Consider the following 25,711-nt stretch of genomic DNA (forward strand, 5'->3'; position numbering starts at 1 on the left):
CCGGCTGACGAACTCCCGTCGCTGCCAGTTAAAGAGGACGGGTTCAAACAGATGCGAGAACTTGTCCCAGTGGTCGCGGAACGGACCACTTGGCGAGGCCCGGCTACTCGTCCTAGTTCAACACCTGAGAGGAGGTCAGGCAGGCGCTCTTGCGCCTTCGCAGCGCTTCGTCGATCCGCAGTTGGTTGCCGGATCGGCAACTGATGCGTACCGTCATCCACATGAAAACTGATTACGGCGCGGACTCGCACCCGTTCGACACTCTGGCAGCAGACCGAGCTGCCCTGAGTGAGCGCGCGCGGATGCCCTCATGGCTGTCGCCGGCACTAGGACTCATCACAGGTGCATGGGTCGCTTCGCCGGCACTCTTCGGCCGGAGCGACGACTCCTTCGGGTTGTTCCTCTACGTCGCGGCTCTCGTCCTCGTCCTGGGGGCAACGCGCGCAACCGGCGTGCGGCTCCACAGCGTAGGCGCCCGGGGCCGGATCGCGTTTGGCGTGCTGGTTCCCGCCGGACTCCTCCTCTACAGCGCCTCGCTCGCTCTGGTCTCGCTCGAGTTGACGTGGTGGAGCCTGGTCCCCTCGCTCCTCATGGCCGCCGTCACGTTCGGCGCGGTCCGGATGATCGACCACTCGAGGCGGAGCAAGCTGCAAAGTGGCCACTGAACCCCTGTTCGACGAGCTCGTGCATAACCCTGTGCGCCTTCGGATCTGCGCCTTGTTGAGGCAGGTGGACGCATTGTTGTTCTCCACGATGCGGGAGACGTTGGATGTCAGCAAACCAACCCTTTCCAAGCATCTGAGAACCTTGGCGGAAGCGGGCTACCTCACGATGAACAAGGTGCCGTCGGGCGAGAGGGAAGACCGTCGGAGAGTCGGCTGGATCCGGTTGTCCCCTGCGGGGCGTGACGCCTTCGACGGGCACATCGCCGCCCTCCAGCAGATCACCACATCATCGCTTGCCCAGGGGGTAACGGCCGGCACCTCGAATCAGAGCCGCCCGGTGCGGCCGCGGACCTAGCCGTACGGGTTCACCGCCCGTAACGAGCTTTTTGCCGGTGCCTTCACTATTGCGTTCTACGGAAGATCTACTCGCCGCTCATCCTCCGTCAACATATCTCGCTGCCAGTGAACCAACGGGAGTTGCATTGCGTGCGAGCGCTCCTGGCCTAGTCGATCCTGACCGCCCCGTCGCAGGTCGGCAGGCCGCACAGCACCCCTGCGCGGTGGAGAGCCGCCCAGGCGGCCGGGGCGGTCCGTGCGGCGTTCGACCGTGGGAGGGGTTAGTTGTAGTTGTCCTCGGTTCCATGGCGCCACCTCCGGAGGAGGGTCTCGATGACAATCGCAGCCCCGATAAACGTGGTGCCAAGTGGGACCACGACCCACTGAACTATGGTCGAGAGGAGATCGAGAGCCACCATGCCGACTTCAGCGCCGGCGCCAAGGCCCCCGGTCACGGCGAAGTAGAGATCTGGCGTGTATCGAATAAGCGGCGCGCCAACTATGCACAGGATGATGCCGACGATCAAGCACTTCTTCGAGGTCGGGTCCACAGTCGTAAGTAGAGCACGTCCCGCTTCGTTCGCCGGCGACACCGAAGGCCTCCTTTCGTCGAGCCGTTGCTGGTCTTGACCGGAAGGTAGAGCGGTGGAGATTGCGGACATCGCCTGGGCTCCGGATGAACGGCGGTATCGCCGATGGAGCCTCGCGGGACGGGGACGTCGGCCGTCCCTCCCCCGGCTACCTCAATCGGTCAACCGCCAATAGGGAAGGGACGGTAGTCCGGAGTTGCGGATTTCCGACGCGCCTTTCGTCTCGACCAGTGGGGGCACTCGGCGCCGTCGATGACATCGCTTCGCCCGCACCATGGGACCCGCGACAGTTGCGGGAACTCCGTTCTGGGTCGATCAGACCGTCCGACGGGCCGCTAGCTGAGCTGCTCGGCCAACGCGACGATGATCCCCTCAGGGCCGCGCACATAGCAGAGCCGGTAGCTGTCCTGGTACCGCACCACCTCCCCAACGAGTTCCGCGCCGCGGGCACGCAGACCGGCAACCGTGGCGTCGAGGTCGTCGACGGCGAACATGACGCTCCGCAGGCCCAGCGTGTTCCCCGGTGCGTTCTCCGGCTCGGCCGCCACCGCCGTCGGCGTGTAAAACTTGGTCAGCTCGAGCCGACCGTGGCCGTCCGCAGTCCGCATCATCGCGATGTCCACTCGGACGCCCTCGAGCCCAGCGACACGGTCCACCCAACGTCCCTCGATCGGCGCCTGCCCCTCCAGCTCCATCCCGAGCTCGACAAAGAACGCGATAGCAGCCTTGAGGTCGTCGACGACGACGCCCACGTGGTCCATCCGCTGAATCGCCATGGTGGTCCTTCTCCTTCGTCGCACTCCCCCGTTGTGACCACTCGTGTACTCAAGACGGAACGAGCGCCTGCCCTTCGGTTGGGCCCGAGCCGCAGCCGCGGCGAATGGCATGGAGGGCGAACACGAGTGCACCTGCGCAAAGAAGCGACGACGGCCGCCGCACCGAAGGCGTCCTCACCGGGAGGACGGCGCCGGCCCGTCGACGTTTGTCGTGAGCGGACCGGTGCCGGAGCGAGTGATCACCTCTTGGGAAGCGGCCGGTCCAGGATTCACTTCTCGGTGCACGACGTGTTTGGGGATGTAGACGAAATCACCCGGTCCGGCGTCGACGGCTTTGGCTCCCCCGGGGCCGAACTCGATGCGCACGGTGCCCTCGACGACGTAGACGGAGGTGTCGTGGTCGCCGTGGTGGTGCCAGCCGGACGACACGCCGGGTTCAGAGCGTACGAACCCAGACCAGAGCCCGGGGACCGCGATCGCCTCCTCGCGCACCTTGCCCGGCGTCGGGTCAGCGACGCGACGGTCCGCGCTATGGATACAGGTGACGGCCTCGGCAGCGTCGCTCATGGCGCTTTCCCTCCCTTACGCGGGGCTTGCTCAGGCTATGCCGCTCGCGCCGGCGGTGGAAGGGAGCACCGGCCGGGATCCACGGAGCAGGAGAAGTCGGTTCCAGGAATGCCGGCGCACTACCCGTCATCGTTGTATGCGCGGCCTTGCCGTACGGGCACGGAAGTGTCGCCTATGCCTCGTCGCCAAAATTCTCAGGCCGGTGCGGCCGGAATATCTCTCCGCTCAGCGGTGTGTGGGCATACCAGCCGTAGTTCCCTCCAGTCTCGAGCTTTCGCTCCAGCGGCAACGCCTCGTCGATGTCGCCGTCCGGCGTGTAGATGACTTCGATGCCGAGCTCGTCACGAAGTTCTCGGGCCAAGGCCGACCCCGTCGCGATGAATTCCGATTCCGTGCTGGCATCCGGCCATTGGTAGTCATTTGCCGACAGGACCCGGTCCGCGAGGGCGTTCCACGCCTCCAGGCGATCCCGCAGACCGGCGGTGATCGGAAGGCCGGCCAGGTCCACGTCACCGACGTCCCCGGGAGTGCGATACCAGACCGGTGACCGCGCCCACCCGAAGAACAGCGCTACTCGTGCTGGCACCCCCTGTCGCGCTTCCACGCGGTCCATTCTCGCTTCGACGGCGACTCCCGTCCCAAGTTCGGCGCCTCATGTCGGCCGGCGGGGAACTGCGGGGCAGCGCGCCTCAGCTGCCGGGCCGCGGACGCGGTGTCTGCTGGAGGGGTGAAAGGCTCCAGCGCGACGCCAGCCCCACCGCGACTGCCGCAAGCGTCACCGCACCGCCGACGATGACGACGGACCGCCACGCGGACCCGTGAGTGACTCCCGCCATCCAGACCGACGAGGCGGCGACGGCGACGAGCGGGACCACGGCGGCCACAACGAGGCCAGGGGTGCCGCTCGCGAACGGCCTCACCCGTCGGACGCCGAGGACGAGTGCAAGGGTGACGGCCTGGGTGATCAGCCCGAGCAGGGCGCCCACGCCGATCCCCACGGACACCCCCGCGTCCCAGTAGTCGGGGGCGCCCGGCGACCACAAGGCCGCGCCGCCGACGAAGCCCCCGATCGCTCCCCCGGCGACAGTCCCCACGAGCAGCAGCCGCCCGAGCGTGCGGTGCCCCACCATCGGGTCGGGAGCGGCGTCGGAAGTGGTGTGCACGCGCACCAGCCTTCCACGCACCGTGCCGGGCTGACGGAGCGTCGCTGTCGAGGTCCGGACCCCGAGCGTAGAATATGTCAACAGAACTTGACATCTAGATGTCAAGTATCGCTAACATCGTGCACATGGCACCGAGGCAGGCCGCGCAGGCGGCGGGCACACACAGCCCCGTGCGGCTGCGACGCAAGGCACAAGGGCTGACGCAGGCCGAGCTCGCGGAGCTGGCAGGGGTGAGCAGGCAGACGGTCATCGCGATCGAGCAAGGTGCCTACGCGCCCTCTGTCTACCTCGCCCTGAGGATCGCTCGGGCGTTGCACGAGACGGTGGAGAACCTCTTCATCGAGGCAGACGAGACGGCAGGAGCACGTTGATGAACAAGCGCGACCACGGTGCCCTCGACAAGGCCGCCAGCCGCCTGATGGCGCTGGACAGCCCCACCTACGGCGACGAGCGCGAACGTGCTGTCTTCATGGAGGCCAGTACCTTCGGTCTCACCCTCGGGATCTACGTCAGCATCACGGCGGCCGTCGTCGCCGCCGTCCTGGGGCAGCTTCTTCTGCCCGTCGTGCTGCTCGTCGTCATGGCGGTACCGAACTGGTCCACGCTCTGGTACGCCCGCCGAAAGGGAGTCGACATCGGCGAGATGGCGTCGCGGGCGGACCTCAGGTCGCGGCTCAGGGTCACCGTCACCATCATCGGCGGCCTCATCCTGGTCGCCGCGGCCATGCTCTACACGGTCGTGTCCAGTCATGGCCTCATCACCGCTCCGGAGGTCGACCTCACCGGCGGCGCGGCCCTCGCAATGCTCAAGGGAGCCCTCGTGGGCGCCGTCGTCGGCGGCGTCCCCGCCGCAGTCGCAGGGGCACGCAAGGCCAGGCGAGGGCGCTCGCACTCCACCGAGGTCGACGAGGAGTAACCCGACAGGGTCGGCGCGATGTCTTGGTCAGCCGGAGCCGGTCAGGCTCCGACGTAGGCCGCGAGGTGTTCGCCAGTAAGGGTCGGGCGGGTGGCGATGAGGTCGGCGGGCGTGCCTTCGAAGACGACGCGGCCGCCGTCGTGGCCGGCACCGGGGCCAAGGTCGATGATCCAGTCGGCGTGCGCCATGACCGCCTGGTGGTGCTCGATGACGATGACCGACTTGCCGGCGTCGACGAGCCGGTCGAGCAGGCCGAGCAGCTGCTCGACGTCGGCGAGGTGGAGGCCGGTGGTCGGCTCGTCGAGGACGTAGACGGCGCCCTTCTCCGCCATCTGGCTGGCGAGCTTGAGCCGCTGCCGCTCGCCGCCGGAGAGCGTGGTGAGCGGCTGGCCGAGGGTGAGGTAGCCGAGACCGACGTCTGCGAGCCGAGAGAGGATGGTGTGCGCGGCCGGGATCCGCGCCTCGCCGTCGCCGAAGAACTCCTCGGCCGCGGTCACGGACATCGCGAGCACCTCGGCGATGTTCCGGCCGCCCAGCGCATACTCCAGCACCGACGCCTGGAACCGCTTCCCCTCACACTCCTCGCAGGTCGACTCGACGGTGGCCATGACGCCCAGGTCGGTGTAGATGACGCCGGCGCCGTTGCAGGTGGGGCACGCGCCCTCGGAGTTGGAGCTGAAGAGCGCCGGCTTCACGCCGTTTGCCTTCGCGAACGCCTTGCGGATCGGGTCGAGCAGCCCGGTGTACGTCGCCGGGTTGCTGCGCCGCGAGCCGCGGATCGCGCCCTGGTCGATCACCACCACGCCGTCGCGGCCGGCGACCGAGCCCTGGATGAGCGAGCTCTTGCCGGAGCCGGCGACGCCGGTGACGACGCAGAGCACCCCGAGCGGGACGTCGACGTCCACGTCCTTGAGGTTGTGCGTCGACGCGCCCCGGACGGCCAGCGCGCCGGTGGGCGTCCGCACCGTCTCCTTGAGCGTGGCCCTATCGTCGAAGTGGCGGCCGGTGGTGGTGCCGCTCCCCCGCAGCCCCTCGACGGTGCCCTCGAAGCAGACGGTGCCGCCCTCCGTGCCGGCGCCGGGGCCGAGATCGACGACGTGGTCGGCGATCGTGATCGTCTCGGGCTTGTGCTCCACGACGAGGACGGTGTTGCCCTTGTCCCGCAGCTGCAGCAGCAAGTCGTTCATCCGTTGGATGTCGTGCGGGTGCAGGCCGATCGTCGGCTCGTCGAACACGTACGTGACGTCTGTGAGGGACGAGCCGAGATGCCGGATCATCTTCGTGCGCTGCGCCTCTCCCCCGGACAGGGTGCCGGCCGGCCGGTCGAGCGAGAGATAACCCAGACCGATCTCCGCGAACGCGTTAAGGAGGTGCCGCAGCCCGGTGAGCAACGGGGCCACCGACGGCTCGTCGAGGTTGCCGACCCAGTCGGCGAGGTCGCTGATCTGCATGGCGCAGAGGTCGGCGATGCTCTTCCCGTCGATCTTCGAGGAGCGCGCCTCCGGGCCGAGCCGGGTGCCGTCGCACTCGGGACAGGTCGTGAACGTCACCGCCCGCTCCACGAAGGCACGGACGTGCGGTTGCATGGCGTCGACGTCCTTGGAGAGCATCGACTTCTGGATCTTGGGGATCAGCCCCTCATAGGTGAGGTTGATGCCCTCGACCTTGATCTTGGTCGGCTCGGCGTAGAGCAGCTTGTGCAGGTCCTTCTTGCTGAACTTCTCGATCGGCTTGTCCATGTCGAGGCCGGCACCGCTGAAGATGCGGCCGTACCAGCCGTCCATGCTGTAGCCGGGGACCGTCAGTGCACCCTCGCTGAGCGACTTCGTCTCGTCGTACAGCGCAGACAGGTCGAAGTCGGTGACCGAACCCATGCCCTCGCACCGCGGGCACATGCCACCGAGACGGTTGAACGTCGCCTTCTCGGCCTTCGTCCTGTTGCCCCGCTCGACGGTGATCGCACCGCTCGCGCGCACGGTGGGGATGTTGAAGGAGTACGCGTTGGGCGAGCCGATGTGCGGGTCTCCCAGACGGCTGAAGAGGATGCGAAGCAGGGCGTTGGCGTCGGTGGCGGTGCCTACCGTGGAGCGGGGGTTGGCCCCCATCCGCTCCTGGTCGACGATGATAGCCGTCGTCAACCCGTCGAGGGCGTCGACGTCGGGCCGCGCCAGCGTCGGCATGAAGCCCTGCACAAACGCGCTGTAGGTCTCGTTGATCAGGCGCTGCGACTCCGCGGCGATCGTGCCGAACACCAGCGAGCTCTTGCCCGAGCCGGAGACACCGGTGAACACCGTCAGCCGGCGCTTGGGGATCTCGACGCTGACGTCCTTGAGGTTGTTCTCGCGCGCGCCCTGCACACGGATCAGACCGTGGCTGTCGGCGACATGCAGCGCAGGCGACTGCGTGTCCGTCCTCGTGGCCGGGCTCATCGTGTCTCCCTCGGTTTCGCGGGGATCGCCTCTGCGGTCCCCGTCGGCGTCGCCTGGCTCGGTCTCACCAGGTTGGTGCAGCACGTCTGGTCCTGCTTCGTGGCCGCGAATGCGGCAACGAGTCCGCTGCGTACCTTATCTGCGGCCGGCCGAGGCGGCAGACCGCACCCCGGCCAGCGCGTCCGTGGTGACACTGAGGGAAGCCCGGTGCACAGTGCTGGGCCGGGCCGGGCCGGGGCAAGGTCTCACCACACATCCACGTCCACGACGCGCTTGTCCGTCACGACGAGGCGGAGGCACGGGGCGCGGCGGCGATCGCGGCGGGCGGTCACCTGGTCAGCGACGCGCACGCGCCGGCGTGATGGACCCTCGCCGACGCCGAGGGCAACGAGGTCGACGTGGCCACCGAGAGGGGCCGCGGCTAGCGCGGTGGCCCCTCCGGTCGCACCGGTGCCCCCTCCTACCGATCAGCACGGCCGGCCGGGGGCTCGATCACGTCCCACCGATTCCCGTAGAGGTCCGCCAGGATGATCACGCGTCCGTGTGCCTCGTGGCGAGGCTCCTCGCAGGCCACCGCGCCGTGGGCCAGCGCCCGCTCGAGCGTCGCCTCGAAGTCTTCGACATGGAGGAAGAAGCCGACGCTCTCACCGCTCTGGTTGCCCACGCGGGCCAGCTGCGACTCGCTCGTGGCCAGGGCCAGCCGGAGGCCGGCGCCGGCCGCGCGGGAACCGACGACGACCCACCGCTTCGTCGGTCCCTGGGGCGTGTCCTCGAGCAGCTCGAGGCCGAAGGCGTTCGTGAAGAAGGCGATGGCCTCGTCGTACTCGCGGACAAGGAGATTGACCATGGCAAGTTGCGGCACGGAAGTCACTTTCGCCGTCGGGACTGACAGGTGGTGGCGGGACGGGCCCACGCCCGGTGGTTAGGACTTGACCTGTCGAGCCTTGGAGGGGGTGGGGCGCTCCCCCACCAGGCGCCAGGTGCCGGGCAGGAGCAGGGCCGCGGCCGCGGCCTTGACCGCATCGCCGACGAGGAACGGCACGACGCCGAGGGCGAGGGCCTCGGGCAGTCCGATCCCGAGGTACGCCATGAGCCACGGAACGCCGACGGCGTACACGAGCGTCGTCGCGCCCACGGCGCTGACGACGGTGCGCCACGGCGAACGGTCCGCGCCGCGCCGGGCCAGCCATCCGATGAGCGCCGCCGCGGGCAGGTAGCCGACGGCGTAGCCGAATGAGGCGAAGGCCCAGCCGGCCGTCCCGTCGGCGAACACCGGCACGCCGGCAAGCCCGGCCAGCACGAGCGCCACGATGCTCAGCGCGCCTCGCACGGGCCCGAGCGCGGCGCCCACGAGCAGCACGCCGAACGTCCCCAGGGTGAGAGGGACGGGCGTGAAGGGCAGCGGGACGACGGCCTGACCGACGACGGCGACGAATGCCGCTCCCCCGAGCACCAGGGTGACGTCACGCACACGCGCACCCGGCAGGGCATCGGCGAGCACCGGCCGTAGAATAGACGCTGCGGTAGCGGCGTTGGACATCGCGATCTCCCTCATCGGTTCGGATGGACTGGGTCAGGATGCCTCACCCGACCGTTGTTCCCCAATCCGGTGCTCGAGTCTGAGATAGACGAACTTCACACGACCGTCACCCCGTGTCTGGAACACGACGGCGGGCCACGACGTTACTTCAGGTGGAACAAGGACGGCGGCGGGCCCTTCGCGGGTCTACGCGCTCCCGGCCGGCGCGAACACAGGACGCTGGACCACTGACGAGCACAACCATTGACGAGCGAGGGAGATGCACATGGCGGAACGCTCACTGCGCGGCATGAAGATCGGCGCCAACAGTATGGAGTCGGACGAGGGCGTCGATTTCGCTCCGCGGATCGAAGCGCAGTACACCTGCCCCGACGGGCACACCTTCCACCTGCCGTTCTCGGTCGACGCCGAGGTCCCGGCCGTGTGGGAGTGCAAGTGCGGCAAGGAGGCGCTCCTCCTGGACGCCACCAAGCCCGAGCCCAAGAAGGCGGTCAAGCCGCCGCGTACTCACTGGGACATGCTCCTCGAACGACGCTCCATCCCCGAGCTGGAAACGCTCCTGGAGGAGCGCCTCGCCCTGCTTCGCAGCGGTGAGCTCCGGCGTCGCAGCGCCTGACGGGCGCAGCGCACCCACACGGCGGCCCGCCCGGTCCTTGGACCGGGCGGGCCGCCGTTCGTTGTGGCTGAGGTGACGCCGGTCGGCCCATGACGCCGGTCGCCCACGAGCCGCTCGCCCACGAGGAGGCGGCGCTCGGCCATACGTGGGGAGGCAGGTCTCAGCCCACGCGACGACGGCGGTCGGCGCATAGGACGCGTCGCAGGCCCTGACGCAGCTGGCCGCCGCGGTGCGCCAGCCCCCACACCGTCGTGCGCCACAGTGCCTCGAGCACGATGTCCCGGCTCATCTTCGACTCGCCCTCGGCGCGCTCGACGAAGCTGATCGGCGTCTCGACGATGCGACCCCCGAGGCGGTGCACGCGCCAGGTCATGTCCACCTGGAAGCAGTACCCCTGCGACTCGATCTCGCCCAGCGGGAGGCGGCGCAGCGTGTCGGCCCGATAGACCCGGAAGCCGCCCGTCGCGTCCTCGACCGGCAGCCCCAGGGCCAGGCGGACGTAGAGGTTCCCGCCGCGGGAGAGCAGCTGGCGGTGGGCCGGCCAGTTGACCACCTCGCCGCCGGGCACCCACCGCGAGCCCAGCACGAGGTCCGGCGCGTCGGGCCTCGCGGCGCGCTCGAGCATCGCCGGCAGCTGCTCGGGGCGGTGGGAGCCGTCGGCGTCCATCTCCACCACGAGGTCGTACCCGCGCTCGAGGGCCCAGCCAAACCCGGCCACGTACGCGCGCCCGAGCCCGTCCTTGGCCGTCCTGTGCAGGACGTTGACGTGGTCGTCCGACGCGGCCGCCGCATCGGCGATCTCCCCGGTGCCGTCGGGGCTCCCGTCGTCGACGATGAGCAGGTCCGCCTCTGGGACCGCCGCGCGGGTGCGCGAGATGGCGGTCGGGAGGGCGGCACTCTCGTTGTAGGTCGGGATGATGACGAGTGTCCTCACCGGCGCGCTCCGCCCGCGGTACGGGGGCGCCCGCCGGGCTGCGCGCCCTGCCCGCGCGGCGCCGCTTGCCCGCCGCGCTGCCCGCCCTGCCCGCCGCGCCGGGACGCCCGCCCGGCTCCCGCCGCGGCCTCGGCGGCACGGCGTTCGCCGCGGGCCCGGGAGGCGCTGACGAAGCCGCCCACGAGGGCGAGGACCGCGAGGAGGCCGACGGCGCGCGAGGGCCACTGCCCGAGCCGGTCGGCCAGGGTGATCGAGGTGCGCAGCGGCAGCCCTTCGATCATCTGCTCGGCGGTGAACAGGCCCGTCCTGTGCTGGACGACTCCGTTCGGGCTGACGATGCCGCTGACGCCGACGGTGGACACCTGCACCACCGCCCGCCCGTGCTCCACCGCGCGGAACCGGGACATCGCGAACTGCTGCGTCGACTCCTGGGTCATCCCGAACGAGGCGTTGTTGGTGGGGATCACGATGAGCTCCCCGCCGGCCATGACCGACTCTCGGATGAGGTCGTCGTAGGCCACCTCGAAGCAGATCGCCGTGGTGATGGGCACCGTCCGGCCCAGTCGCGCGATCGGCACCGGCAGCAGCGCCATCTTGGTCCCGGCCGCCATGTCCGTGCCCACGAGGTCGACGGCGGTCGTGATCTGGCGGAAGAAGTCGCGGTGCGGGATGTACTCGCCGAAGGGCACGGGATGCTGCTTGGTGTAGCTCACCTCGTTGCCCTGGCCCGGCTTCTGACCCGGCTCCCACAGGATGTAGTCGTTGTAGCGCACCTCAGGGAAGAACCGCTGGGTGCCGAGCAGGATGGGCGCCCTCACGGCCTGCGCGGCGGCGTCGACGGTCGCGCGCACCTCGGCGTCGACCCGGGGGTCGATGTCCGCCGAGCTCTCCGGCCAGAGCACGAGGTCGAGGTCGCCGGGCGCGACGTGGTCGAGCAGCGCGCGGGTGCCGTCGGCGTGGTTGGCGGTGACGGCGCGCGCCTGCGAGACCGCCTCCGCCCCCCGGGTGGGCACGTTGCCCTGGACCGCCCCCACGCGCAGCGTGCCGCTCTCTGCCCGCGTGCCCAGCGGCACGAACATGGGCGCGAAGATCAGTGCGACGGCGACCACGACCGCCGCGCTGGCGGAGCCGACCTGCAGCCGGCGCACCCGCGCCAGCGCGATGGCGAGCAGGGCCCCGAGCACGACGACGACGCCGCTGACCAGCGTCGTGCCGCCCACGGAGGCGAGGCGCAGCAGCGGCCCGTCCGTCTGGGAGAAGGCCAGCGCCCCCCACGGGAACCCGCCGAAGGGCCATCGCCCACGCAGCTGTTCCACCGCCACCCAGAGCGCGGCGACCGCGAGGACCTGCAGCCAGAGGCGGTCTTGGAGCCACGCGCCGCGCCGGGCCCACGCCCACATGGCGCCGAAGGCGCCGATCGCGCCCGCCTCGGCGACCGAGAGTGCGATCCAGCCGATCGGCTCCCCCACGGCGTGGTTGGCCCACCACAGGTGCGGCAGGAAGAATGCTAGGCCCCAGAGGAAGCCGACGACGAAGCCCCAGCGTGCGGAGTCTCGGCGCAGGGCGAGCAGGAGGAGCGCAAGGCCGACGAAGGCCATCGGCCACCAGGACCGGGACGGGAACGCCGTCTCCGCGGCCAGCCCGCCCGCGGCGGCGAGCAGGGCGGTCCACCGGCGGGAGGGGAAGGGGTGACGCACCAGGTCAGTCTAGGTGCGGCCGGACCAGCGCAGACGCCGCGGCCCCTGGGCGGACGACAGACCCGCGTACCCTTCGGACCGGATGGGCCGCCTCGCGGCGGACCAGCCGTTTTCTAACGGGTACGCGGGCCTGGTCACTGCTTGCCCACCGGCCGCCCACGCGCCGCGGAGACCGCTGCGGTGGCCTGCTCGGTGGGGGACAGAGCACGAACCTAGCGCGCCCCTTGGGGCGACCACAACCCGGCGTCCGCGCAGGTCACGGCGAAGGACGCAGGTCAGGGAGGATCACAGATTGCGCCGCTTGCCAACGTCTCCGGCGTGTCGCCGGTGTGTCGCTGATCAGCTGTCGATCCGGTCCCGATCACACGCTCGACCACGCCACGACCCCGCGGCGCACGAGGGACATCGCGTCGTGCGCGCGGGCCGCCACGCGCGCGCTGGGAGCGGCCACCCCGATCTGGTCGAGGACGTCCAGAACCTGCTTGCACCAGCGCACGAAATCGCCGGCACCCAGGTCCGCCACGAGGAGCGTGTCGGCCAGCGGCGCCCCCGTGGCCCACAGGTGCACGGCCCCCACGAGGCCGAGGTCGACGGGCTCCCCCACCGGCAGCCCGTGCCGGCGCTCGAGCTCGGCGAGCCGCTCACCGATCGTGCCGGTCGCCGTGATGGCCTGCCCGAGCCTGCCGTGCCGTCCGCCCGGCACCGCCCCGGGACCGCGCAGCTCGGCCGTGCGCGCGGAGTACACGGTGGTGGACACGATGGCGGCGAGCTCGGCCGGCGTGAGCAGGTCCCACGCCCCCGTTCGCAGGCACTCCGCGAGCAGCAGGTCCTTCTCCGCGTACAGGCGGGCCAGCCACCTGCCGTCCTCCCCGACCTTGAGGTCGTCCGCGGCCCGGCCGGGGACGAGGTAGCCGAGCTCTGTGAGCACCGCGCAGACCTTGTCGAAGTCCTCGGCGATCGACCCGGTGCGCTCCTGGATGCGCCGCAGGAGCTGCTCCTGCTCCTCCTTGGCCCGCATCCAGCGCTGGGACCACCGGGCGTGCTCCTCGCGCTCGGAGCAGCCGTGGCACGGGTGGGCCCGGAGCTGCTGGCGCAGCCGGGTCAGCTCGGCGTCGGTGCTGGCGGCCGACGGCACCTGGGCTCGCCCGCGCGGGCCGTCCAGGTCGGCGCCGAGACGTCCCTCGACGAGCGCGTTGCGCAAGGATGACGCGAGGTCGCGGCGCTGGGCCGGGTTGCGGGGGTTGAACCCCTTGGGCACGCGCACGCTGCCGACCTCCGTCACGCCGCGCGGCAGCTCGAGGGTGGTGAGGGTGCGCACCTGCTTCTCGTCGGTGAGGACCCGCAGCTGCGGGCCGTCGAAGCCGCCGTCGTCGCTCTCCAGGACCACGGCGTGGGCGGTGTGGCGCCCGCGGGAGTACGCCACGACCGTGCCGCGCCGCAGCCCCGTCAGGGAGCGGCGCGCCTCCTGGCGCTGGGCGACGGACCGGCCGCGGGAGAGGTCGGCCTCGCGGTCCTTGATCTGGCGCCGCAGCTCGGCGTACTCGGCGAAGTCCCCGAGGTGGCAGGTCATCGCCTCGGCGTAGCCGGCGAGGGCGTCGGCGTGCTTGCGCGCCTGCCGGGCGAGGCCGACCACCCCGCGGTCGGCCTGGAACTGGGCGAAGGAGGTCTCGAGGACCTCGCGGGCGTCCGCGTACGGCATGGTCCCGAGCAGGTTGACCGCCATGTTGTACGTGGGGTGGAACGCCGAGCGGAGCGGGTACGTGCGCCGGGACGCGAGGCCGGCGACGGCGACGGGGTCGATCTCGTCGGAGTAGAGCACGACCGCGTGGCCCTCGATGTCGATCCCGCGGCGCCCTGCGCGCCCCGTCAGCTGGGTGTACTCCCCCGGCGTGAGCTGCACGTGCGCGCTGCCGTTCCACTTCACCAGCGACTCGAGCACCACCGACCGGGCCGGCATGTTGATGCCCAGCGCCAGCGTCTCGGTGGCGTACACGACCTTGACGTAGCCGGCCGCGAAGAGCTGCTCGACGGTCTCCTTGAACACCGGCAGCAGGCCGGCGTGGTGGGCCGCGACACCCCGCTCCAGGGCGAGCGCCCAGGAGTCGTAGCCGAGCACCGCGAGGTCCTCCGGCGGGACGGCGGCGCACGCCGCCTCCACGACGGTGCGGATCGTCGCGGCCTCCGCCGCGGTGGTCAGCCGGATCCCGGCGTTGACCGTCTGGTGCACGGCCGCCTCGCACCCGGCGCGGGAGAAGATGAACACGATCGCGGGCAGCAGGCCCTCCCTGTCGAGCGCCTCGACCACGACCGGCCGCGGGGCCGGCCGGATCCGCGCGGGGAAGTGCGCCCCGCGGCCGGGCTGCCGGTGGCCGCCGCGCGCGCCGGAGCCGTGGCCCGCGGGCGCCCCCCGCCCGACGGCGCCGCGCCCCTTCCGTCCCGACGGCGGATGCGCGCTGCCCGCCCGCTGCGCGCGCCGGATGGCGTCGACGAGGTGCGGGTTCAGCGGCGGGTCCGCGCGCACGTCGGTGGGGTCGACGTGGGCGGAGTACAGGTCGAGGAGCCGGCTGCCCACCATCATGTGCTGCCACAGGGGCACGGGGCGCCGCTCGGAGACGATCACCTCGGTGTTGCCGCGCACCATCGTCAGCCACTCGCCGAACTCCTCGGCGTTGGAGACGGTGGCCGAGAGGGACACCACCTGCACCGCCTGGTCCAGGTGGATGATGACCTCCTCCCACACCGGCCCCCGGAACCGGTCCGCGAGGTAGTGGACCTCGTCCATCACGACGAAGCCGAGACCGGCCAGCGCCGAGGAGCCCGCGTAGAGCATGTTGCGCAGCACCTCGGTGGTCATCACCACCACGGGCGCGTCCCCGTTGATCGTGGTGTCCCCGGTCAGCAGCCCCACGCTGGCCTTGCCGTGCACCGCGACGAGGTCGAGGTACTTCTGGTTGCTCAGCGCCTTGATGGGCGTGGTGTAGAACGTCTTGCGCCCGGTGGCGACGCCGAGGTGGACGGCGAACTCGCCCACCACGGTCTTGCCCGCGCCTGTCGGGGCCGCGACCAGCACGCCGTGGCCGGACTCCAGCGCCTCGCAGGCGCGCACCTGGAAGTCGTCGAGCTCGAACTCCAGAGAGCCGCGGAACCGGGCGAGCTCGGTGCGTGCGGCCTGCTGACGGCGCCGGGACGCGGCGTACCGCTCCGCAGGGGAGGCCGTCTCATCTGCCGAGGTCATGATCCGAGCGTACGTGCCAGCACCCTCACAGCGCCCGGGTGCAGGTCGCACTGCAGCGGGAGCGCGTCGAGGCGCTCGCCGTCGGCGAACGCCACCGGCGGCAGAGCCCCGTGGCTGACGAGGGGCTCGAGCAGCACGCTGCGCGCGCGCCGGACCTGCACCGCGGGATGGGACACGTGGGTGCCGTTGTACAGGCGCGGGAAGAGACGCAGGAGGGCGGTGCGGCTCAGCCCGTCGGCGATCACGACGTCCAGCAAGCCGTCGTCGGGCTCGGCGTCCGGCGCGATGCGCATCCCGCCGCCGAAGCTGCGCGTGTTCGCCACGGCCACCAGCGTGCCGTTGCCTTCCCACACCTCGCCGTCCATCGTCACCCGGTAGCCGAAGGGCTCGAAGGCGCTCAGCTCCGTCGTCAGCGCGCGCACGTAGCGGCCCGCCCCCGCCGGCCAGGCCAGCTTGTTGGCGCGGTCGTTCACGGCGGCGTCGATGCCGCACGAGAGCACCGCCATGTACCAGTGCTCGGCCGGTTCTCCCGGGCGGGAGACGGCGACGGCGTCCAGGGCCCGGATCCCCGCGGGGGCCGGCGCGGCGTCGTCCGGCGCGGCGGCCGGGCCGTCGAGCGCCTCACGGATCAGCGCCACGGAGGCTCCGACGTCGTGCACGGGCAGCGCGAGGTCACGGGCGACGTCGTTGCCGGAGCCGACCGCGACGATGCCGAGGGGGACGCCGGTCCCGGCGACGACGTTCACGCCCAGGTGGACCATGCCGTCGCCGCCGACGACGACGAGGGCGTCGATCCCCCGGGACAGACCGACGCGGGCACGCGACGTCGCGACGTCGAGGTCCGGCCCGGACAGGTCGAGGGTGTCCAGGCCCGCGGCCGCCAGGCCCGCACGCACCTGTCGGGCGACCCTCTGACCGCGTCCCTTGCCGGCGCTGGGGTTGACCACAAGCCCCACCCGTCCGGAGCGTGGGCGTGCGCCGCCCGCCGGGGTCACAGGCCGTTCGCCGCGTCGGCCGCGGCGGTCGCGGCGCGGCGCTTGGCCACCCTGCGGTCGCGCAGCATCGAGACGGCGACGGCGCCGAAGAAGAGGAAGCAGATCGGCAGCGCGAGGGCGATCATCGACCACGCGTCGGGCAGCGGGTTCGCGAAGGCGGCGAAGGTGAAGGCGCCGATGACGGCCCAGCGCCAGGCTTTCAGGTAGGTGCGCCCGGAGACCACGCCGAGGAAGTTGACGCCGACCATGATGACGGGCAGGAGGAAGGCGACCCCGAAGACGAGGATCACCCGCATGAAGAAGTTGAAGTAGGTCCGCGCGTCCATGAGGTTGAGCGCCGACACCGGGGTGAAGGAGGTCAGCGCCTCCACGGCGTGCGGGAGGACCCACCACGCCAGGGCGCCGCCCGCGATGAACAGCACGGCCCCGGAGAGGATGAACGAGAGCGAGTAGAGCCGCTCCTTGCGGGTCAGCCCCGGGGTCACGAACATCCACAGCTGCCCGATCCACCACGGGCTGGACAGGAACAGGCCGAGGAAGACCGCGATCTGGACCTTGAGGTCGAACGCCGAGCCGACGGTGCCGAAGTTCAGCGCCGCCTCACGGCCGTCCTGCGAGATCACGGCCAGCGGGGCCGTCATCGCCCCGATCAACGGGTCGTAGAGGAACCATCCGGCGACCGCGCCGATGACGATGCCCACGGCCGCCCAGAGGATGCGTCTGCGCAGCTCACGCAGATGATCTCCCAGCGGCATCCGCCCTTCGGGGTCGCGCCTGCGTGGGCGTGCGCGGGTCTTCCCGCTCACCGGTCAGGACTGCTGCGGCGGCTGCGGCGGGTACTGGCCCGTCTGCGGGTCGACCGGCTGGTCCGTGTGCGGCGGGTTCGCCGGCGGGTAGGGCTGGTTCGCCGGCGGGTAGGGCTGGCCGCCCGTGGGGTAGGGCTGGTTCGCCGGCGGGTAGGCGGTGCCCGCGGGAGGTGGGGTGCCGGGCGGCACGGGTCCGCCGGCCGGGTTCTGCGTCCCGGGGTACGGCGGGTACGTCGTCTGCGGGGGCGTTCCGCCGGTGGCGGTGTAGGACGACGTGGTGTCGTCGTCCTCGCGCAGCTCCTTCACCTCCTTCTTGAACACCTTGAGCGACTTGCCGATGCTGCCGGCGATGTCGGGGAGCTTCGAGGCGCCGAAGACGAGCAGGATCACCACCACCAGGACGATGATGTGCCAGGGCTGGAGGCCGGAACGTAACATCGGTGCACCTTCGGTCGTGGGTCGGACTTGTCTGCAGAATACCCGCACGTCACGCACCTTCCGCGCGGCCCTCCGGGACGACGCCGGAGCGTCACTCGGCGGTCGACGCCGGACCTTGCGCCGGTCATCTGCCGGACACCTGGCGGGCGCGCGGGTGCCGGCGAGCGGCGGCGGTGCGAGTACTTGACCGCTCGGCGCGGGGGGGGTGGGGCTACGCCAGGCCGTGTGCGCGCCAGCGCGCCTGGACGCGGTCGAGGCGGGCGGCGCGCAGAGCCGCGCGGCGCGCCTTGATGCGGGCGCGGTCCGCCCGCGCCCGGCGCAGCGTGGCCTCGTCCCCCGCCGGGCCGGGCACGTGCGGGGCGTCCGCGCCGCCGACCGGGCCGGGACCCGGCCCGGTCGGCTCGAGGCGGCTCATCAGCTGCGCGGCGCCGCTCGCCTCGCGGCCCAGCGCCTTGACCTGGCGCCACAGCCGCAGCCCGAGCAGGGCCGCGGTGCCGAGCGCACCGAGGACGAGGACCACCCACACGAGCCACCACATGGGCTCAGGATAGGCGGTCGTAGGCGGCGAGGGCCGCGCGCGCCCGCGCGGCGACCTGGCGGGCGAGCTCGGGCGGCTCCACCGAGCGCACGGACTCGCCGAGCGAGAGCAGGAGGTTGGTGACCCAGGCGGGGTCCCCGGCGCGCAGGCGCACGCGCAGCCCGCCGTCGGGGAGGTCCGTGACCTCCTCGACGGGCGTGTGCTCCGCCACCCAACGGGCCTGGGACGCCAGCTCGAGGGTGACGAGGCGGCCGTCCCCGGACCAGGCCCCGGGCTCCTCGCGGGTCATCCCCGGGTGCTCGGCGACCGGCGCACCCAGCACCCGGACGGCGAGCATGCGGTCCAGCCGGAACGTCCGGCCGCCCTCGGCGCGGTAGCACCACGCCCGCAGCGACCACGTCACCCCGTCGGAGCGCAGCTCCACCGGGTCAACGTCGCGCTCCGTGACGACGTCGGCCGCGGAGACGTAGCGCAGGTGCAGGCGGCGGCGCTGGTCCACGGCCCGCCGCACCGTGTCGAGAATGGCGGTCGGCACGTCCGCGCGCACGTGCACCTGGACGGCGGCGGCCTGCTCGACGGCGTGACCGGTCGCCCGGGCGAGCTTCTCCGTCGCCGACGCGAGGGCGTCCTGCTCCGCGGCGAGACCAGGCGCCGCACCGGCCAGCTCGGCGAGCGAGCGCAGCGCCACGAGGAGGGACAGCGCCTCGGAGGAGCTCAGGCGCAGGGGCCGGTCCATCCCGCGGGGGTCGGTGAGCGTGAGCTCGCCGTGGTCGAGCGCCTCGGCGGAGAAGTCGATGAGGTCGTCGGGGAGGTATCCGGGCGTGCCGGAGACCCACAGGAGGTTGACGTCCGCGAGCACCTGGGCCTCGGTGGTCCGGAACTGCGCGGCCACCTCGGCGACCGGCACGCCGGGGTGCTCGCGCAGGTACGTCACGAGGGACAGCAGCCGGGTCACCCGGTCGGCGGTGGTCTCAGCCATCGGCCCGATCCCCCGTGTCCAGCGCCGCGATGGCGCGCAACCGGCGCAGGACCGACTCGCGCAGCTCGGGCGGGCCGAGCACCAGGACGGACTCGGCGTAGCCGGCGATGTCCTCCGCCAGTACCTCGAGGTCGGCGAAGGGCACCGTGACGAGGTCCCGGTCGGTCAGGGGGCCGCCGCCGGGCGAGGCGGTGTCCGTCCCGCCGTCGGCCGCCCGGACCCGCAGGGCGGCGGCCCGGTCCGGGAGGATGGCCAGGTGCGCGGTGCCCGAGCGCGGCCGCGCCCGCGCGAGCAGCGACTCCACGTCGACGTCGGGCGGCACCGTGAAGGCACCCGGCGCTCCGGTGGCGCGCACCCGCCCGGAGATGCGGGAGAGGCGGAACGCGCGGGGCGCGCCCCGGTCCGTGTCCATCCCGACGAGGTACCAGCCGTGGTCCCGGCTGAGGATCCGCCACGGCTGGACGGTGCGCCGGGCCACCTGGCCCGTGGAGGCCGCGCGGTAGGTGAACGTGACCGTCTGGCGCGCGTCGATGGCCTCCAGCAGCGGCGCGAAGGCTGCCTCCGGCCCACGCACGCGCAGCGCGAGGCCCGCGTGGGCATCCGGGTCGGCCGCCGGCCCCACGGCGCGCAGCTTGGTCATCGCCCGGCCCGCGAAGGAACGCAGCGACGCGTCCTGCCACAGCTCGGCCGCCAGGGACAGCACACCGACCTCGGCCGGGGTGAAGGAGACCGGCGGCAGGGTGTAGCCCTCGGTGTCGATGCGGTAGCCGACGTCGTCCTCGTGCGCCGCGTCGTGCTCGACGACGATCGGCACGCCCATCTCGCGCAGCAGGTCCTTGTCGCGCTCGAACATGCGCTCGAAGGCGTCGTCGCTGACCGCATCGGCGTAACCGTTCACCTGCGTGCGGATCTGCCTCTTGGTCATCCACCGCGTGGTGTGCGTCAGGGCGATCACCAGGTCGAGCAGCCGTTCCGCCGCCTCCACGCGCTGTGCCACGGCGCTCACGCTACCGGCAGCCGGGTCCCCCGATTTCCACGCTGTGGTCGGCCGGCGCCTGTCAGGCGTCCACAGCCGCCCCCCGCAGCGCGCGCAGGGCCACCGCGGTGGCCACCGCCGCCTCCGCCGCCTCGGCCCCCTTGTCCTCGCTCGAGCCGGGCAGGCCGGCCCTATCGAGCGCCTGGCGCTCGTCGTCGGTGGTGAGCACCCCGAAGCCCACCGGCACCCCGGTGCGCACGCTGACCTCGGTGAGCCCCGACGTCGCCGCCTGGCACACGTAGTCGAAGTGCGGGGTGCCGCCGCGGATGACCACGCCGAGGGCGACGACGGCGTCCGCGCCGCCGCGGGCCGCCTCGGCGGCGACCACGGGCAGCTCGAACGAGCCGGGCACGCGCACCACGGTGACGCTCGCGCGCGCGTCCTCGAGCGCCCGCCGGGCGCCGGCCAGGAGGCCGTCCATGACCTCGGTGTGCCACTGCGCCGCGACCACCACGACCCTGAGGCCGCTCCCGTCGACCCGCAGCCTCGGTGCTCCCGCTCCGCTCATCGTTCTTCCCTCTCGAAGGTTTCGGCACCCGGCGCGCCGAGGCCGGGCAGGTGGTGCCCCATGGCCGTCCTCTTGGTCATGAGGTAGTCCCGGTTGTGCTCCGTCAGGCCGACCTCGAGGCCGACGACCTCGCTGACGGCGATGCCGCCGGCGCAGAGCCCGTCGACCTTGTCGGGGTTGTTGGTCATGAGCCGCACCGCGCCGAGGCCCAGGTCGGCCAGGATCGCCGCGGCGGCGCCGAACTCGCGGCCGTCCACCGGCCAGCCGAGCCGCAGGTTGGCCTCGACGGTATCCAGCCCGGTGTCCTGCAGGCCGTAGGCGCTGATCTTCTCCAGCAGCCCGATGCCGCGACCCTCGTGCCCGCCGAGGTAGACCACGACCCCGCCCTCGTCGGCCGCGCGCCGCATGGCGGCGTGCAGCTGGGGGCCGCAGTCGCACCGCAAGGAGGCGAAGGCGTCCCCGGTCAGGCACTCGGAGTGCACGCGCACGAGCGGCGGCCGGTCCGCGGCCCCGGCGGGCGGGTCGGCGACGATCGCCAGGTGCTCGGCGCCCGTGCGCAGGTCCCGGTAGCCGTGCGCGGCGAACGTGCCGAACGCGGTGGGCAGCGTGGCGGTGCCGGTCGCGTGGACGCGCGCGGTGGCGGCCACGCGCGCAGAGACCGCGGCAGTCGCGGCGCCCGGGCCGTCGTGGCCAGGGTCGTCGTGTTCGCGTCGCCACGCCACGAGGTCCGCGATCGTCAGCAGCACCAGCCCCTCGGCCCTCGCGAGGGCGCCCGCGTCCTCGTGCCGCATCATCGTGCCGTCGTCGTTCACGAGCTCGGCGATGGCGGCCACCGGCCCGACACCGGCCAGCCGGCAGAGGTCGACGGCGGCCTCCGTGTGGCCCGCGCGGTCCAGGACCCCGCCGGGGACCGCTCGCAGGGGCAGCACGTGCCCGGGGCGGATGAGGTCGCCCGGACCCGAGGCCGGGTCGGCCAGGGCCTTGAGGGTCCGGGTGCGGTCGGCCGCGGAGATCCCGGTGGTCACGCCGCGGGCGGCGTCGACGGAGACGGTGTAGGCGGTGCGCCGGGGGTCCTGGGAGTCGGGCACCATGAGGGGCAGCGCGAGGGCGTCGGCGCGGGCGGCCGGCATCGGGGCGCAGAGGTATCCCGAGGTGTGGCGGATGGTCCACGCGACCCACCGTTCGTCCGTGGCGGACGCGGCGAGGATCACGTCGGCCTCGTTCTCGCGGTCGGGGTCGTCGACCACAAGCACCGGCCTGCCGCGGCGCAGCGCCTCCAGGGCGGCCTCGACCCGGCCGGCCGCCCGGCCCTCCGGGACTTGGGCGCCGGCGCCCGCGGCGCGCTGCTCCTGGCCGGTCGCCGCGCTCATCGGAGCGCCCCGGCGGTCAGGAGGCGTTCGACGTACTTCGCCACGACGTCCACCTCGAGGTTGACCGCGGCGCCCACGGCCAGGGCGCCCAGGGTGGTCCCGGCCAGCGTCGTCGGGATGAGGGAGACGCCGAACGTGGACGCGGTGACGTGCGTGACCGTGAGGGACACCCCCTCCACGGCCACCGAGCCCTTCTCGGCCACGTACCGCGCCAGCGCCGGGGGCAGCTCGACCTCGACCTCGTCCCAGCGCGGCCCGGGCTCGCGGCGCACGACGGTGCCCACGCCGTCGACGTGCCCCTGCACGATGTGCCCGCCGAGGCGGGCGCCGACCCGGGTGGCGCGCTCAAGGTTGACCGGGTCGCCCGGCGCCAGGCGGCCGAGGCTGGTGCGCCGGAGCGACTCCGGCATGACGTCGGCGACGAAACCGCCGTCGTCGAGGTCTCTTACGGTCAGGCACACGCCGGCCACGGCGACGGAGTCCCCGTGGGCCAGGCCCTCCCGCGCGGCGCGGGCGGCCACGGACAGGAGCACGGCGCCGTCGACCTCCCGGCGCGAACGGATGGTGCCGACCTCTTCGACAAGTCCGGTGAACATCAGCATTTCCCTTCTCGGGTGCGGAGGGCGGTGAGGAGGACATCGTCCCCGAGCCGCCGGATCGAGGTGGTGCGCCAGCGCAGGGCCTGGCCGATCGTGGTGACGCCGAGGTCGCCGACCGCGCCCGGCCCGGCGCCGAGCAGGACCGGGGCGACGTACGCGTGCAGCTCGTCCACCAGTCCCGCCCGCAGGGCGGCGGTGAGCAGCGTGGGGCCGCCCTCGAGCAGGACGTGCCGCATCCCGCGGGCGTGGAGCTCGCCGAGCACCGCCGCCAGGTCATGGGTCGGCCGGTGCAGCCACTCCCCCTCGCCGCGGCGCAGGCGGGCGTGGGCGGGGACGGGGCGCTCGCCGACGACGACGCGCACCGGCTGCCGCGGGGCCGCGGGGCCGCCGGGGGTGCGGACGGTGAGGGCGGGGTCGTCCGCCAGCACGGTGCCGGTGCCGACGACGATCGCGTCGACCTGGCCGCGCACCTCGTGGGCGTGGGCGCGGGCCTCGGGGCCGGTGATCCACCGGCTCGTCGCGTCCGGTGCGGCAACCCGGCCGTCGAGCGTGGTCGCCGTCTTGCCGATGAGCCAGGGACGGCCCCGCAGGCCCGCGGTCGCCCAGGAGGCGAGCAGCTCGCGCGCCCGCGTCACGAGCTCACCGCGCAGGCCCGCCTCGGCCGCCGTGACCACGTCGACGCCCTGCTCCCGCAGCCACGCGGCGCCCCCACCGGCCCGCGGCGTGGGATCGTCCAGCGCGTGCACGACCCGCGCCACCCCGGCGGCGTGGAGGGCGCGCGAGCACGGCGGGGTGCGACCGGTGTGGTGGCAGGGCTCGAGCGTGACCACGGCCGTCGCACCGACCAGGCGGGCACGGTCCTGGGGTGCCACGGCGGCCAGCGCGGCGGCCTCCGCGTGGGCGGTGCCGGCGCCGCGGTGCCAGCCCTCGGCGAGGACGGCCCCGTCGGCCGCGAGGAGCACGCAGCCCACGCGGGGGTTCCCGCCCGCGAGCGTGCCGCGGGCCGCCAGGTCGAGGGCGCGCTCGAGGGCGGCGTCCTCGCGGGTGATGGGCCTGGTCTCCACGTCTCTCCTCTCCTCCGGCACGTGGGCCGGGGCGAGGGGACGCCGCAGGGTGGCGACGGCGCCGACCCATCGGTCCGCGGCGCGCCGCCACGTGCTGCCTCCCATCCGGACTTTCACCGTCGGTCCTGGAGTTCCACCAGGTCAGCCGTGCGCCGAGGCGCACGGGTCGCGGACTGTCACCGCCGGCTCGGAATTTCACCGACCCCGGAGCACGTGTTGCTCTGCGGCCATCATGCATGACGTCAGGTGTCGCCGTGCACGGATCGGTCACCATGCGGACACGACGGCGCACACGGCCCGGCATGCGGACGGGCCTGGACGAGGGGTTCGTCCCGCCACTTTCACGATATAGCCCGCCGGGGGCCTTGCCGCAAGACCCGGGTCGTGCCGCAGAATCGCCGACCGAGGCGGAAGCAGCTCGCCCAGCAGGCGTGACTGTGGCGAACCGGCGATCTCGTGGGTGGGAGCGTTCATGATCGACGTCATCGTGGTCGGCGGCGGGCCGACCGGTCTGATGCTGGCGAGCGAGCTGCGGCTGCACGGCGTGCACGTGCTCGTGCTGGAGAAGGAGGCGGAGCCGAGCAGGGTCGTCCGCGGGCTCGGCCTGCATGCGCGCAGCGTCGAGGTGATGGACCAGCGCGGCCTGCTGGAGCGATTTCTCGCGCTCGGCACGAAGTACCCGCTGGGCGGGTCCTTCGCCGGCATCACCAAGCCGGCGCCGGGCCTGCTGGACACCGCCCACCCATACGTCCTCGGCATCCCGCAGACCACCACCGAGCGCCTGCTGGCCGAGCGCGCCGCGGAGCTCGGCGCCCGGATCCGGCGCGGCGGCGAGCTCGTCGGCCTGAGCCAGGACGCCCGCGGGGTGGACGCCCGGCTGGCCGACGGCACGCAGCTGCGCTCGCGCTACCTCGTCGGTTGTGACGGCGGACGCAGCACGGTGCGCAAGCTGCTCGGCGTCGGCTTCCCCGGCGAGCCCGCCAGCGCCGAGTGGCTGCTGGGCGAGGTGGAGACGACGGTGCCGCCGGCGGAGCTGGCCGCGGTGGTGGCCCAGGTCCGCGAGACGCAGCGCGGGTTCGGCGCCGGGCCGCTCGGGGACGGGGTGTACCGCGTCGTCGCGCCCGCTCGGGAGGTCGCCGAGGACCGCACGGTCCCGCCGACACTGGACGAGCTGAGGCAGGCGATGCGGGCCGTCGCCGGCACCGACTTCGGTGCGCACTCACCGCGCTGGCTCTCCCGCTTCGGCGACGCCACCCGGCTGGCCGAGCGCTACCGGGCCGGCCGCGTGCTGCTCGCCGGAGACGCGGCGCACATCCACCCGCCGATGGGCGGGCAGGGACTCAACCTCGGCATCCAGGACGCCTTCAACCTCGGCTGGAAGCTGGCCGCCGCCGTTCACGGCTGGGCGCCCGAGGGGTTGCTGGACAGCTATCACGCCGAACGGCGCCCCGTGGCCGCCGACGTGCTGGACACCACCCGCGCACAGGCCCAGCTGCTGTCCCTCGAACCGGGCCCCCAGGCCGTGCGCCGGCTGCTGTCGGAGCTGATGGACCTCGAGGACGTGAACCGGTATCTCATCGAGAAGATCACCGCCATCGGCGTCCGCTACGACTTCGGCGAGGGCCACGAGCTGCTCGGCCGCCGGCTGCGGGACGTTGCGCTGCGGCACGGTCGCCTCTACGCGCTGACGCACGGTGGCCGCGGGCTGCTCCTCGACCAGACCGGCCGGCTCTCAGTGGCGGGCTGGGCGGACCGGGTCGACCACGTCGTCGACGTCAGCGAGGAGCTGGACCTGCCCGCGGCGCTGCTGCGGCCCGACGGCCACGTGGCGTGGGTCGGCGACGACCAGCGGGACCTGCTCAGCCGGCTGCCCACGTGGTTCGGCGCCGCCGCGCGCTGACCGAGCCCCATCCG

The 25,711-nt window shown here is 72.6% G+C and carries 27 protein-coding genes and 1 riboswitch; of the genes, 6 read left to right on the plus strand and 21 right to left on the minus strand.

The window, feature by feature from the left end:
• Window positions 1-221 precede the first annotated feature (221 nt).
• On the plus strand, window positions 222-665 hold the full coding sequence (locus EJK16_RS06800; RefSeq protein ID WP_127127592.1) for a hypothetical protein: 444 nt from the start codon (window positions 222-224) through the stop codon (window positions 663-665).
• Window positions 655-1,020: a transcriptional regulator gene (locus EJK16_RS06805; protein WP_127127597.1), complete on the plus strand. Its 366-nt coding sequence runs from the start codon at window positions 655-657 to the stop codon at window positions 1,018-1,020. Before EJK16_RS06800 ends, EJK16_RS06805 begins: the two co-directional genes overlap by 11 nt.
• 262 nt (window positions 1,021-1,282) lie before the next feature.
• Here EJK16_RS06805 and EJK16_RS06810 read toward each other — a convergent pair whose 3' ends face one another.
• The 5 genes from EJK16_RS06810 to EJK16_RS06830 all read right to left on the minus strand — a co-directional run bounded on the left by EJK16_RS06810 (window position 1,283) and on the right by EJK16_RS06830 (window position 4,097).
• Window positions 1,283-1,552: a hypothetical protein gene (locus EJK16_RS06810; protein WP_164737215.1), complete on the minus strand. Its 270-nt coding sequence runs from the start codon at window positions 1,550-1,552 to the stop codon at window positions 1,283-1,285.
• Between the two features lie 374 nt (window positions 1,553-1,926).
• On the minus strand, window positions 1,927-2,367 hold the full coding sequence (locus tag EJK16_RS06815) for a VOC family protein (RefSeq protein WP_205739625.1): 441 nt from the start codon (window positions 2,365-2,367) through the stop codon (window positions 1,927-1,929).
• Window positions 2,368-2,541: 174 nt separating this feature from the next.
• Entirely contained in the window at window positions 2,542-2,934 is a 393-nt protein-coding gene (locus tag EJK16_RS06820) for a cupin domain-containing protein (RefSeq protein WP_127127601.1), read from the minus strand.
• A gap of 172 nt (window positions 2,935-3,106) precedes the next feature.
• Complete coding sequence (locus EJK16_RS06825) at window positions 3,107-3,538, minus strand: hypothetical protein (protein ID WP_127127603.1); 432 nt, start codon at window positions 3,536-3,538, stop codon at window positions 3,107-3,109.
• Window positions 3,539-3,623: 85 nt separating this feature from the next.
• A complete protein-coding gene (locus EJK16_RS06830) occupies window positions 3,624-4,097 on the minus strand; it encodes a hypothetical protein (protein WP_127127605.1) in 474 nt (157 codons plus the stop codon).
• 125 nt (window positions 4,098-4,222) lie between these two features.
• On the opposite strand from EJK16_RS06830, the gene EJK16_RS06835 reads away from it, so the two are divergent.
• Both EJK16_RS06835 and EJK16_RS06840 read left to right on the plus strand, forming a co-directional pair.
• Complete coding sequence (locus tag EJK16_RS06835; RefSeq protein WP_127127607.1) at window positions 4,223-4,468, plus strand: helix-turn-helix transcriptional regulator; 246 nt, start codon at window positions 4,223-4,225, stop codon at window positions 4,466-4,468.
• Window positions 4,468-5,013 carry a hypothetical protein gene (locus tag EJK16_RS06840; protein WP_127127609.1) on the plus strand — a complete coding sequence of 182 codons (546 nt, stop codon included), beginning with the start codon at window positions 4,468-4,470 and terminating at the stop codon, window positions 5,011-5,013. Before EJK16_RS06835 ends, EJK16_RS06840 begins: the two co-directional genes overlap by 1 nt.
• Window positions 5,014-5,054: 41 nt before the next feature.
• Here the strand turns inward: EJK16_RS06840 and EJK16_RS06845 are convergent, their stop codons facing one another.
• The 3 genes from EJK16_RS06845 to EJK16_RS06855 form a co-directional block, all read right to left on the minus strand.
• Complete coding sequence (locus EJK16_RS06845) at window positions 5,055-7,442, minus strand: excinuclease ABC subunit UvrA (RefSeq protein WP_127127611.1); 2,388 nt, start codon at window positions 7,440-7,442, stop codon at window positions 5,055-5,057.
• 460 nt (window positions 7,443-7,902) lie between these two features.
• The gene (locus tag EJK16_RS06850; protein ID WP_127127613.1) at window positions 7,903-8,304 is read right to left on the minus strand and encodes a VOC family protein; all 402 of its coding nucleotides are present in this window, start codon (window positions 8,302-8,304) and stop codon (window positions 7,903-7,905) included.
• Between the two features lie 60 nt (window positions 8,305-8,364).
• The gene (locus tag EJK16_RS06855; protein ID WP_240645826.1) at window positions 8,365-8,943 is read right to left on the minus strand and encodes a biotin transporter BioY; all 579 of its coding nucleotides are present in this window, start codon (window positions 8,941-8,943) and stop codon (window positions 8,365-8,367) included.
• Window positions 8,944-9,247: 304 nt separating this feature from the next.
• Here EJK16_RS06855 and EJK16_RS06860 point away from each other — a divergent pair, with 304 nt between their 5' ends.
• Window positions 9,248-9,598: an RNA polymerase-binding protein RbpA gene (locus EJK16_RS06860; protein ID WP_127127617.1), complete on the plus strand. Its 351-nt coding sequence runs from the start codon at window positions 9,248-9,250 to the stop codon at window positions 9,596-9,598.
• Window positions 9,599-9,758: 160 nt separating this feature from the next.
• On the opposite strand, the gene EJK16_RS06865 is transcribed toward EJK16_RS06860, so the two are convergent.
• From EJK16_RS06865 to ribD, 13 genes are all read right to left on the minus strand, one after another.
• Window positions 9,759-10,532, minus strand: coding sequence for a polyprenol monophosphomannose synthase (locus EJK16_RS06865; RefSeq protein WP_127127619.1), 774 nt, complete (start codon window positions 10,530-10,532; stop codon window positions 9,759-9,761).
• A complete protein-coding gene (gene lnt, locus EJK16_RS06870) occupies window positions 10,529-12,229 on the minus strand; it encodes an apolipoprotein N-acyltransferase (RefSeq protein WP_127127621.1) in 1,701 nt (566 codons plus the stop codon). Before lnt ends, EJK16_RS06865 begins: the two co-directional genes overlap by 4 nt.
• Before the next feature lie 361 nt (window positions 12,230-12,590).
• Window positions 12,591-15,464: an RNA helicase gene (locus tag EJK16_RS06875; RefSeq protein ID WP_127127623.1), complete on the minus strand. Its 2,874-nt coding sequence runs from the start codon at window positions 15,462-15,464 to the stop codon at window positions 12,591-12,593.
• On the minus strand, window positions 15,461-16,420 hold the full coding sequence (locus EJK16_RS06880; protein ID WP_240645827.1) for a diacylglycerol kinase family protein: 960 nt from the start codon (window positions 16,418-16,420) through the stop codon (window positions 15,461-15,463). The genes EJK16_RS06875 and EJK16_RS06880 overlap by 4 nt, the downstream gene beginning before the upstream one ends.
• A gap of 35 nt (window positions 16,421-16,455) precedes the next feature.
• Window positions 16,456-17,214: a twin-arginine translocase subunit TatC gene (tatC, locus tag EJK16_RS06885; RefSeq protein ID WP_127127627.1), complete on the minus strand. Its 759-nt coding sequence runs from the start codon at window positions 17,212-17,214 to the stop codon at window positions 16,456-16,458.
• Window positions 17,215-17,268: 54 nt separating this feature from the next.
• Entirely contained in the window at window positions 17,269-17,703 is a 435-nt protein-coding gene (gene tatA, locus EJK16_RS06890; protein WP_127127629.1) for a Sec-independent protein translocase subunit TatA, read from the minus strand.
• A 211-nt stretch (window positions 17,704-17,914) separates the two neighbouring features.
• Window positions 17,915-18,241, minus strand: a complete 327-nt coding sequence (locus EJK16_RS06895) for a hypothetical protein (RefSeq protein WP_127127631.1) — start codon at window positions 18,239-18,241, stop codon at window positions 17,915-17,917.
• 4 nt (window positions 18,242-18,245) lie between these two features.
• On the minus strand, window positions 18,246-19,220 hold the full coding sequence (locus EJK16_RS06900) for a YafY family protein (protein WP_127127633.1): 975 nt from the start codon (window positions 19,218-19,220) through the stop codon (window positions 18,246-18,248).
• A complete protein-coding gene (locus EJK16_RS06905) occupies window positions 19,213-20,217 on the minus strand; it encodes a YafY family protein (RefSeq protein WP_240645828.1) in 1,005 nt (334 codons plus the stop codon). The genes EJK16_RS06900 and EJK16_RS06905 overlap by 8 nt, the downstream gene beginning before the upstream one ends.
• Before the next feature lie 61 nt (window positions 20,218-20,278).
• Entirely contained in the window at window positions 20,279-20,764 is a 486-nt protein-coding gene (ribH, locus tag EJK16_RS06910) for a 6,7-dimethyl-8-ribityllumazine synthase (RefSeq protein WP_127127635.1), read from the minus strand.
• The gene (gene ribA / locus EJK16_RS06915; protein WP_127127637.1) at window positions 20,761-22,134 is read right to left on the minus strand and encodes a GTP cyclohydrolase II; all 1,374 of its coding nucleotides are present in this window, start codon (window positions 22,132-22,134) and stop codon (window positions 20,761-20,763) included. Before ribA ends, ribH begins: the two co-directional genes overlap by 4 nt.
• Window positions 22,131-22,730 carry a riboflavin synthase gene (locus EJK16_RS06920; RefSeq protein ID WP_127127639.1) on the minus strand — a complete coding sequence of 200 codons (600 nt, stop codon included), beginning with the start codon at window positions 22,728-22,730 and terminating at the stop codon, window positions 22,131-22,133. Before EJK16_RS06920 ends, ribA begins: the two co-directional genes overlap by 4 nt.
• On the minus strand, window positions 22,730-23,797 hold the full coding sequence (ribD, locus tag EJK16_RS06925) for a bifunctional diaminohydroxyphosphoribosylaminopyrimidine deaminase/5-amino-6-(5-phosphoribosylamino)uracil reductase RibD (RefSeq protein ID WP_240645829.1): 1,068 nt from the start codon (window positions 23,795-23,797) through the stop codon (window positions 22,730-22,732). The genes EJK16_RS06920 and ribD overlap by 1 nt, the downstream gene beginning before the upstream one ends.
• Window positions 23,798-23,884: 87 nt before the next feature.
• A riboswitch (FMN riboswitch) is annotated at window positions 23,885-24,014 on the minus strand.
• A gap of 255 nt (window positions 24,015-24,269) precedes the next feature.
• On the opposite strand from ribD, the gene rox reads away from it, so the two are divergent.
• Window positions 24,270-25,697 (plus strand): rifampin monooxygenase, encoded by a 1,428-nt coding sequence (gene rox, locus EJK16_RS06930; protein WP_127127643.1) that lies wholly within the window; start codon window positions 24,270-24,272, stop codon window positions 25,695-25,697.
• Window positions 25,698-25,711: the final 14 nt, after the last annotated feature.

This window comes from Georgenia sp. SYP-B2076, assembly GCF_003991205.1.
Taxonomy (GTDB): domain Bacteria; phylum Actinomycetota; class Actinomycetes; order Actinomycetales; family Actinomycetaceae; genus Georgenia.

Excerpts from the sequence above, each read along its gene's own strand:
- EJK16_RS06800 (WP_127127592.1), top strand. The coding sequence starts at position 222 with ATGAAAACTGATTACGGCGCGGACTCGCACCCGTTCGACACTCTGGCA.
- EJK16_RS06815 (WP_205739625.1), bottom strand. The coding sequence starts at position 2,367 with ATGGCGATTCAGCGGATGGACCACGTGGGCGTCGTCGTCGACGACCTC.
- EJK16_RS06820 (WP_127127601.1), bottom strand. The coding sequence starts at position 2,934 with ATGAGCGACGCTGCCGAGGCCGTCACCTGTATCCATAGCGCGGACCGT.
- EJK16_RS06835 (WP_127127607.1), top strand. The coding sequence starts at position 4,223 with ATGGCACCGAGGCAGGCCGCGCAGGCGGCGGGCACACACAGCCCCGTG.
- EJK16_RS06840 (WP_127127609.1), top strand. The coding sequence starts at position 4,468 with ATGAACAAGCGCGACCACGGTGCCCTCGACAAGGCCGCCAGCCGCCTG.
- EJK16_RS06845 (WP_127127611.1), bottom strand. The coding sequence starts at position 7,442 with ATGAGCCCGGCCACGAGGACGGACACGCAGTCGCCTGCGCTGCATGTC.
- EJK16_RS06860 (WP_127127617.1), top strand. The coding sequence starts at position 9,248 with ATGGCGGAACGCTCACTGCGCGGCATGAAGATCGGCGCCAACAGTATG.
- EJK16_RS06875 (WP_127127623.1), bottom strand. The coding sequence starts at position 15,464 with ATGACCTCGGCAGATGAGACGGCCTCCCCTGCGGAGCGGTACGCCGCG.
- tatC (WP_127127627.1), bottom strand. The coding sequence starts at position 17,214 with ATGCCGCTGGGAGATCATCTGCGTGAGCTGCGCAGACGCATCCTCTGG.
- tatA (WP_127127629.1), bottom strand. The coding sequence starts at position 17,703 with ATGTTACGTTCCGGCCTCCAGCCCTGGCACATCATCGTCCTGGTGGTG.
- EJK16_RS06895 (WP_127127631.1), bottom strand. The coding sequence starts at position 18,241 with ATGTGGTGGCTCGTGTGGGTGGTCCTCGTCCTCGGTGCGCTCGGCACC.
- EJK16_RS06900 (WP_127127633.1), bottom strand. The coding sequence starts at position 19,220 with ATGGCTGAGACCACCGCCGACCGGGTGACCCGGCTGCTGTCCCTCGTG.
- ribH (WP_127127635.1), bottom strand. The coding sequence starts at position 20,764 with ATGAGCGGAGCGGGAGCACCGAGGCTGCGGGTCGACGGGAGCGGCCTC.
- ribA (WP_127127637.1), bottom strand. The coding sequence starts at position 22,134 with ATGAGCGCGGCGACCGGCCAGGAGCAGCGCGCCGCGGGCGCCGGCGCC.
- EJK16_RS06920 (WP_127127639.1), bottom strand. The coding sequence starts at position 22,730 with ATGTTCACCGGACTTGTCGAAGAGGTCGGCACCATCCGTTCGCGCCGG.
- rox (WP_127127643.1), top strand. The coding sequence starts at position 24,270 with ATGATCGACGTCATCGTGGTCGGCGGCGGGCCGACCGGTCTGATGCTG.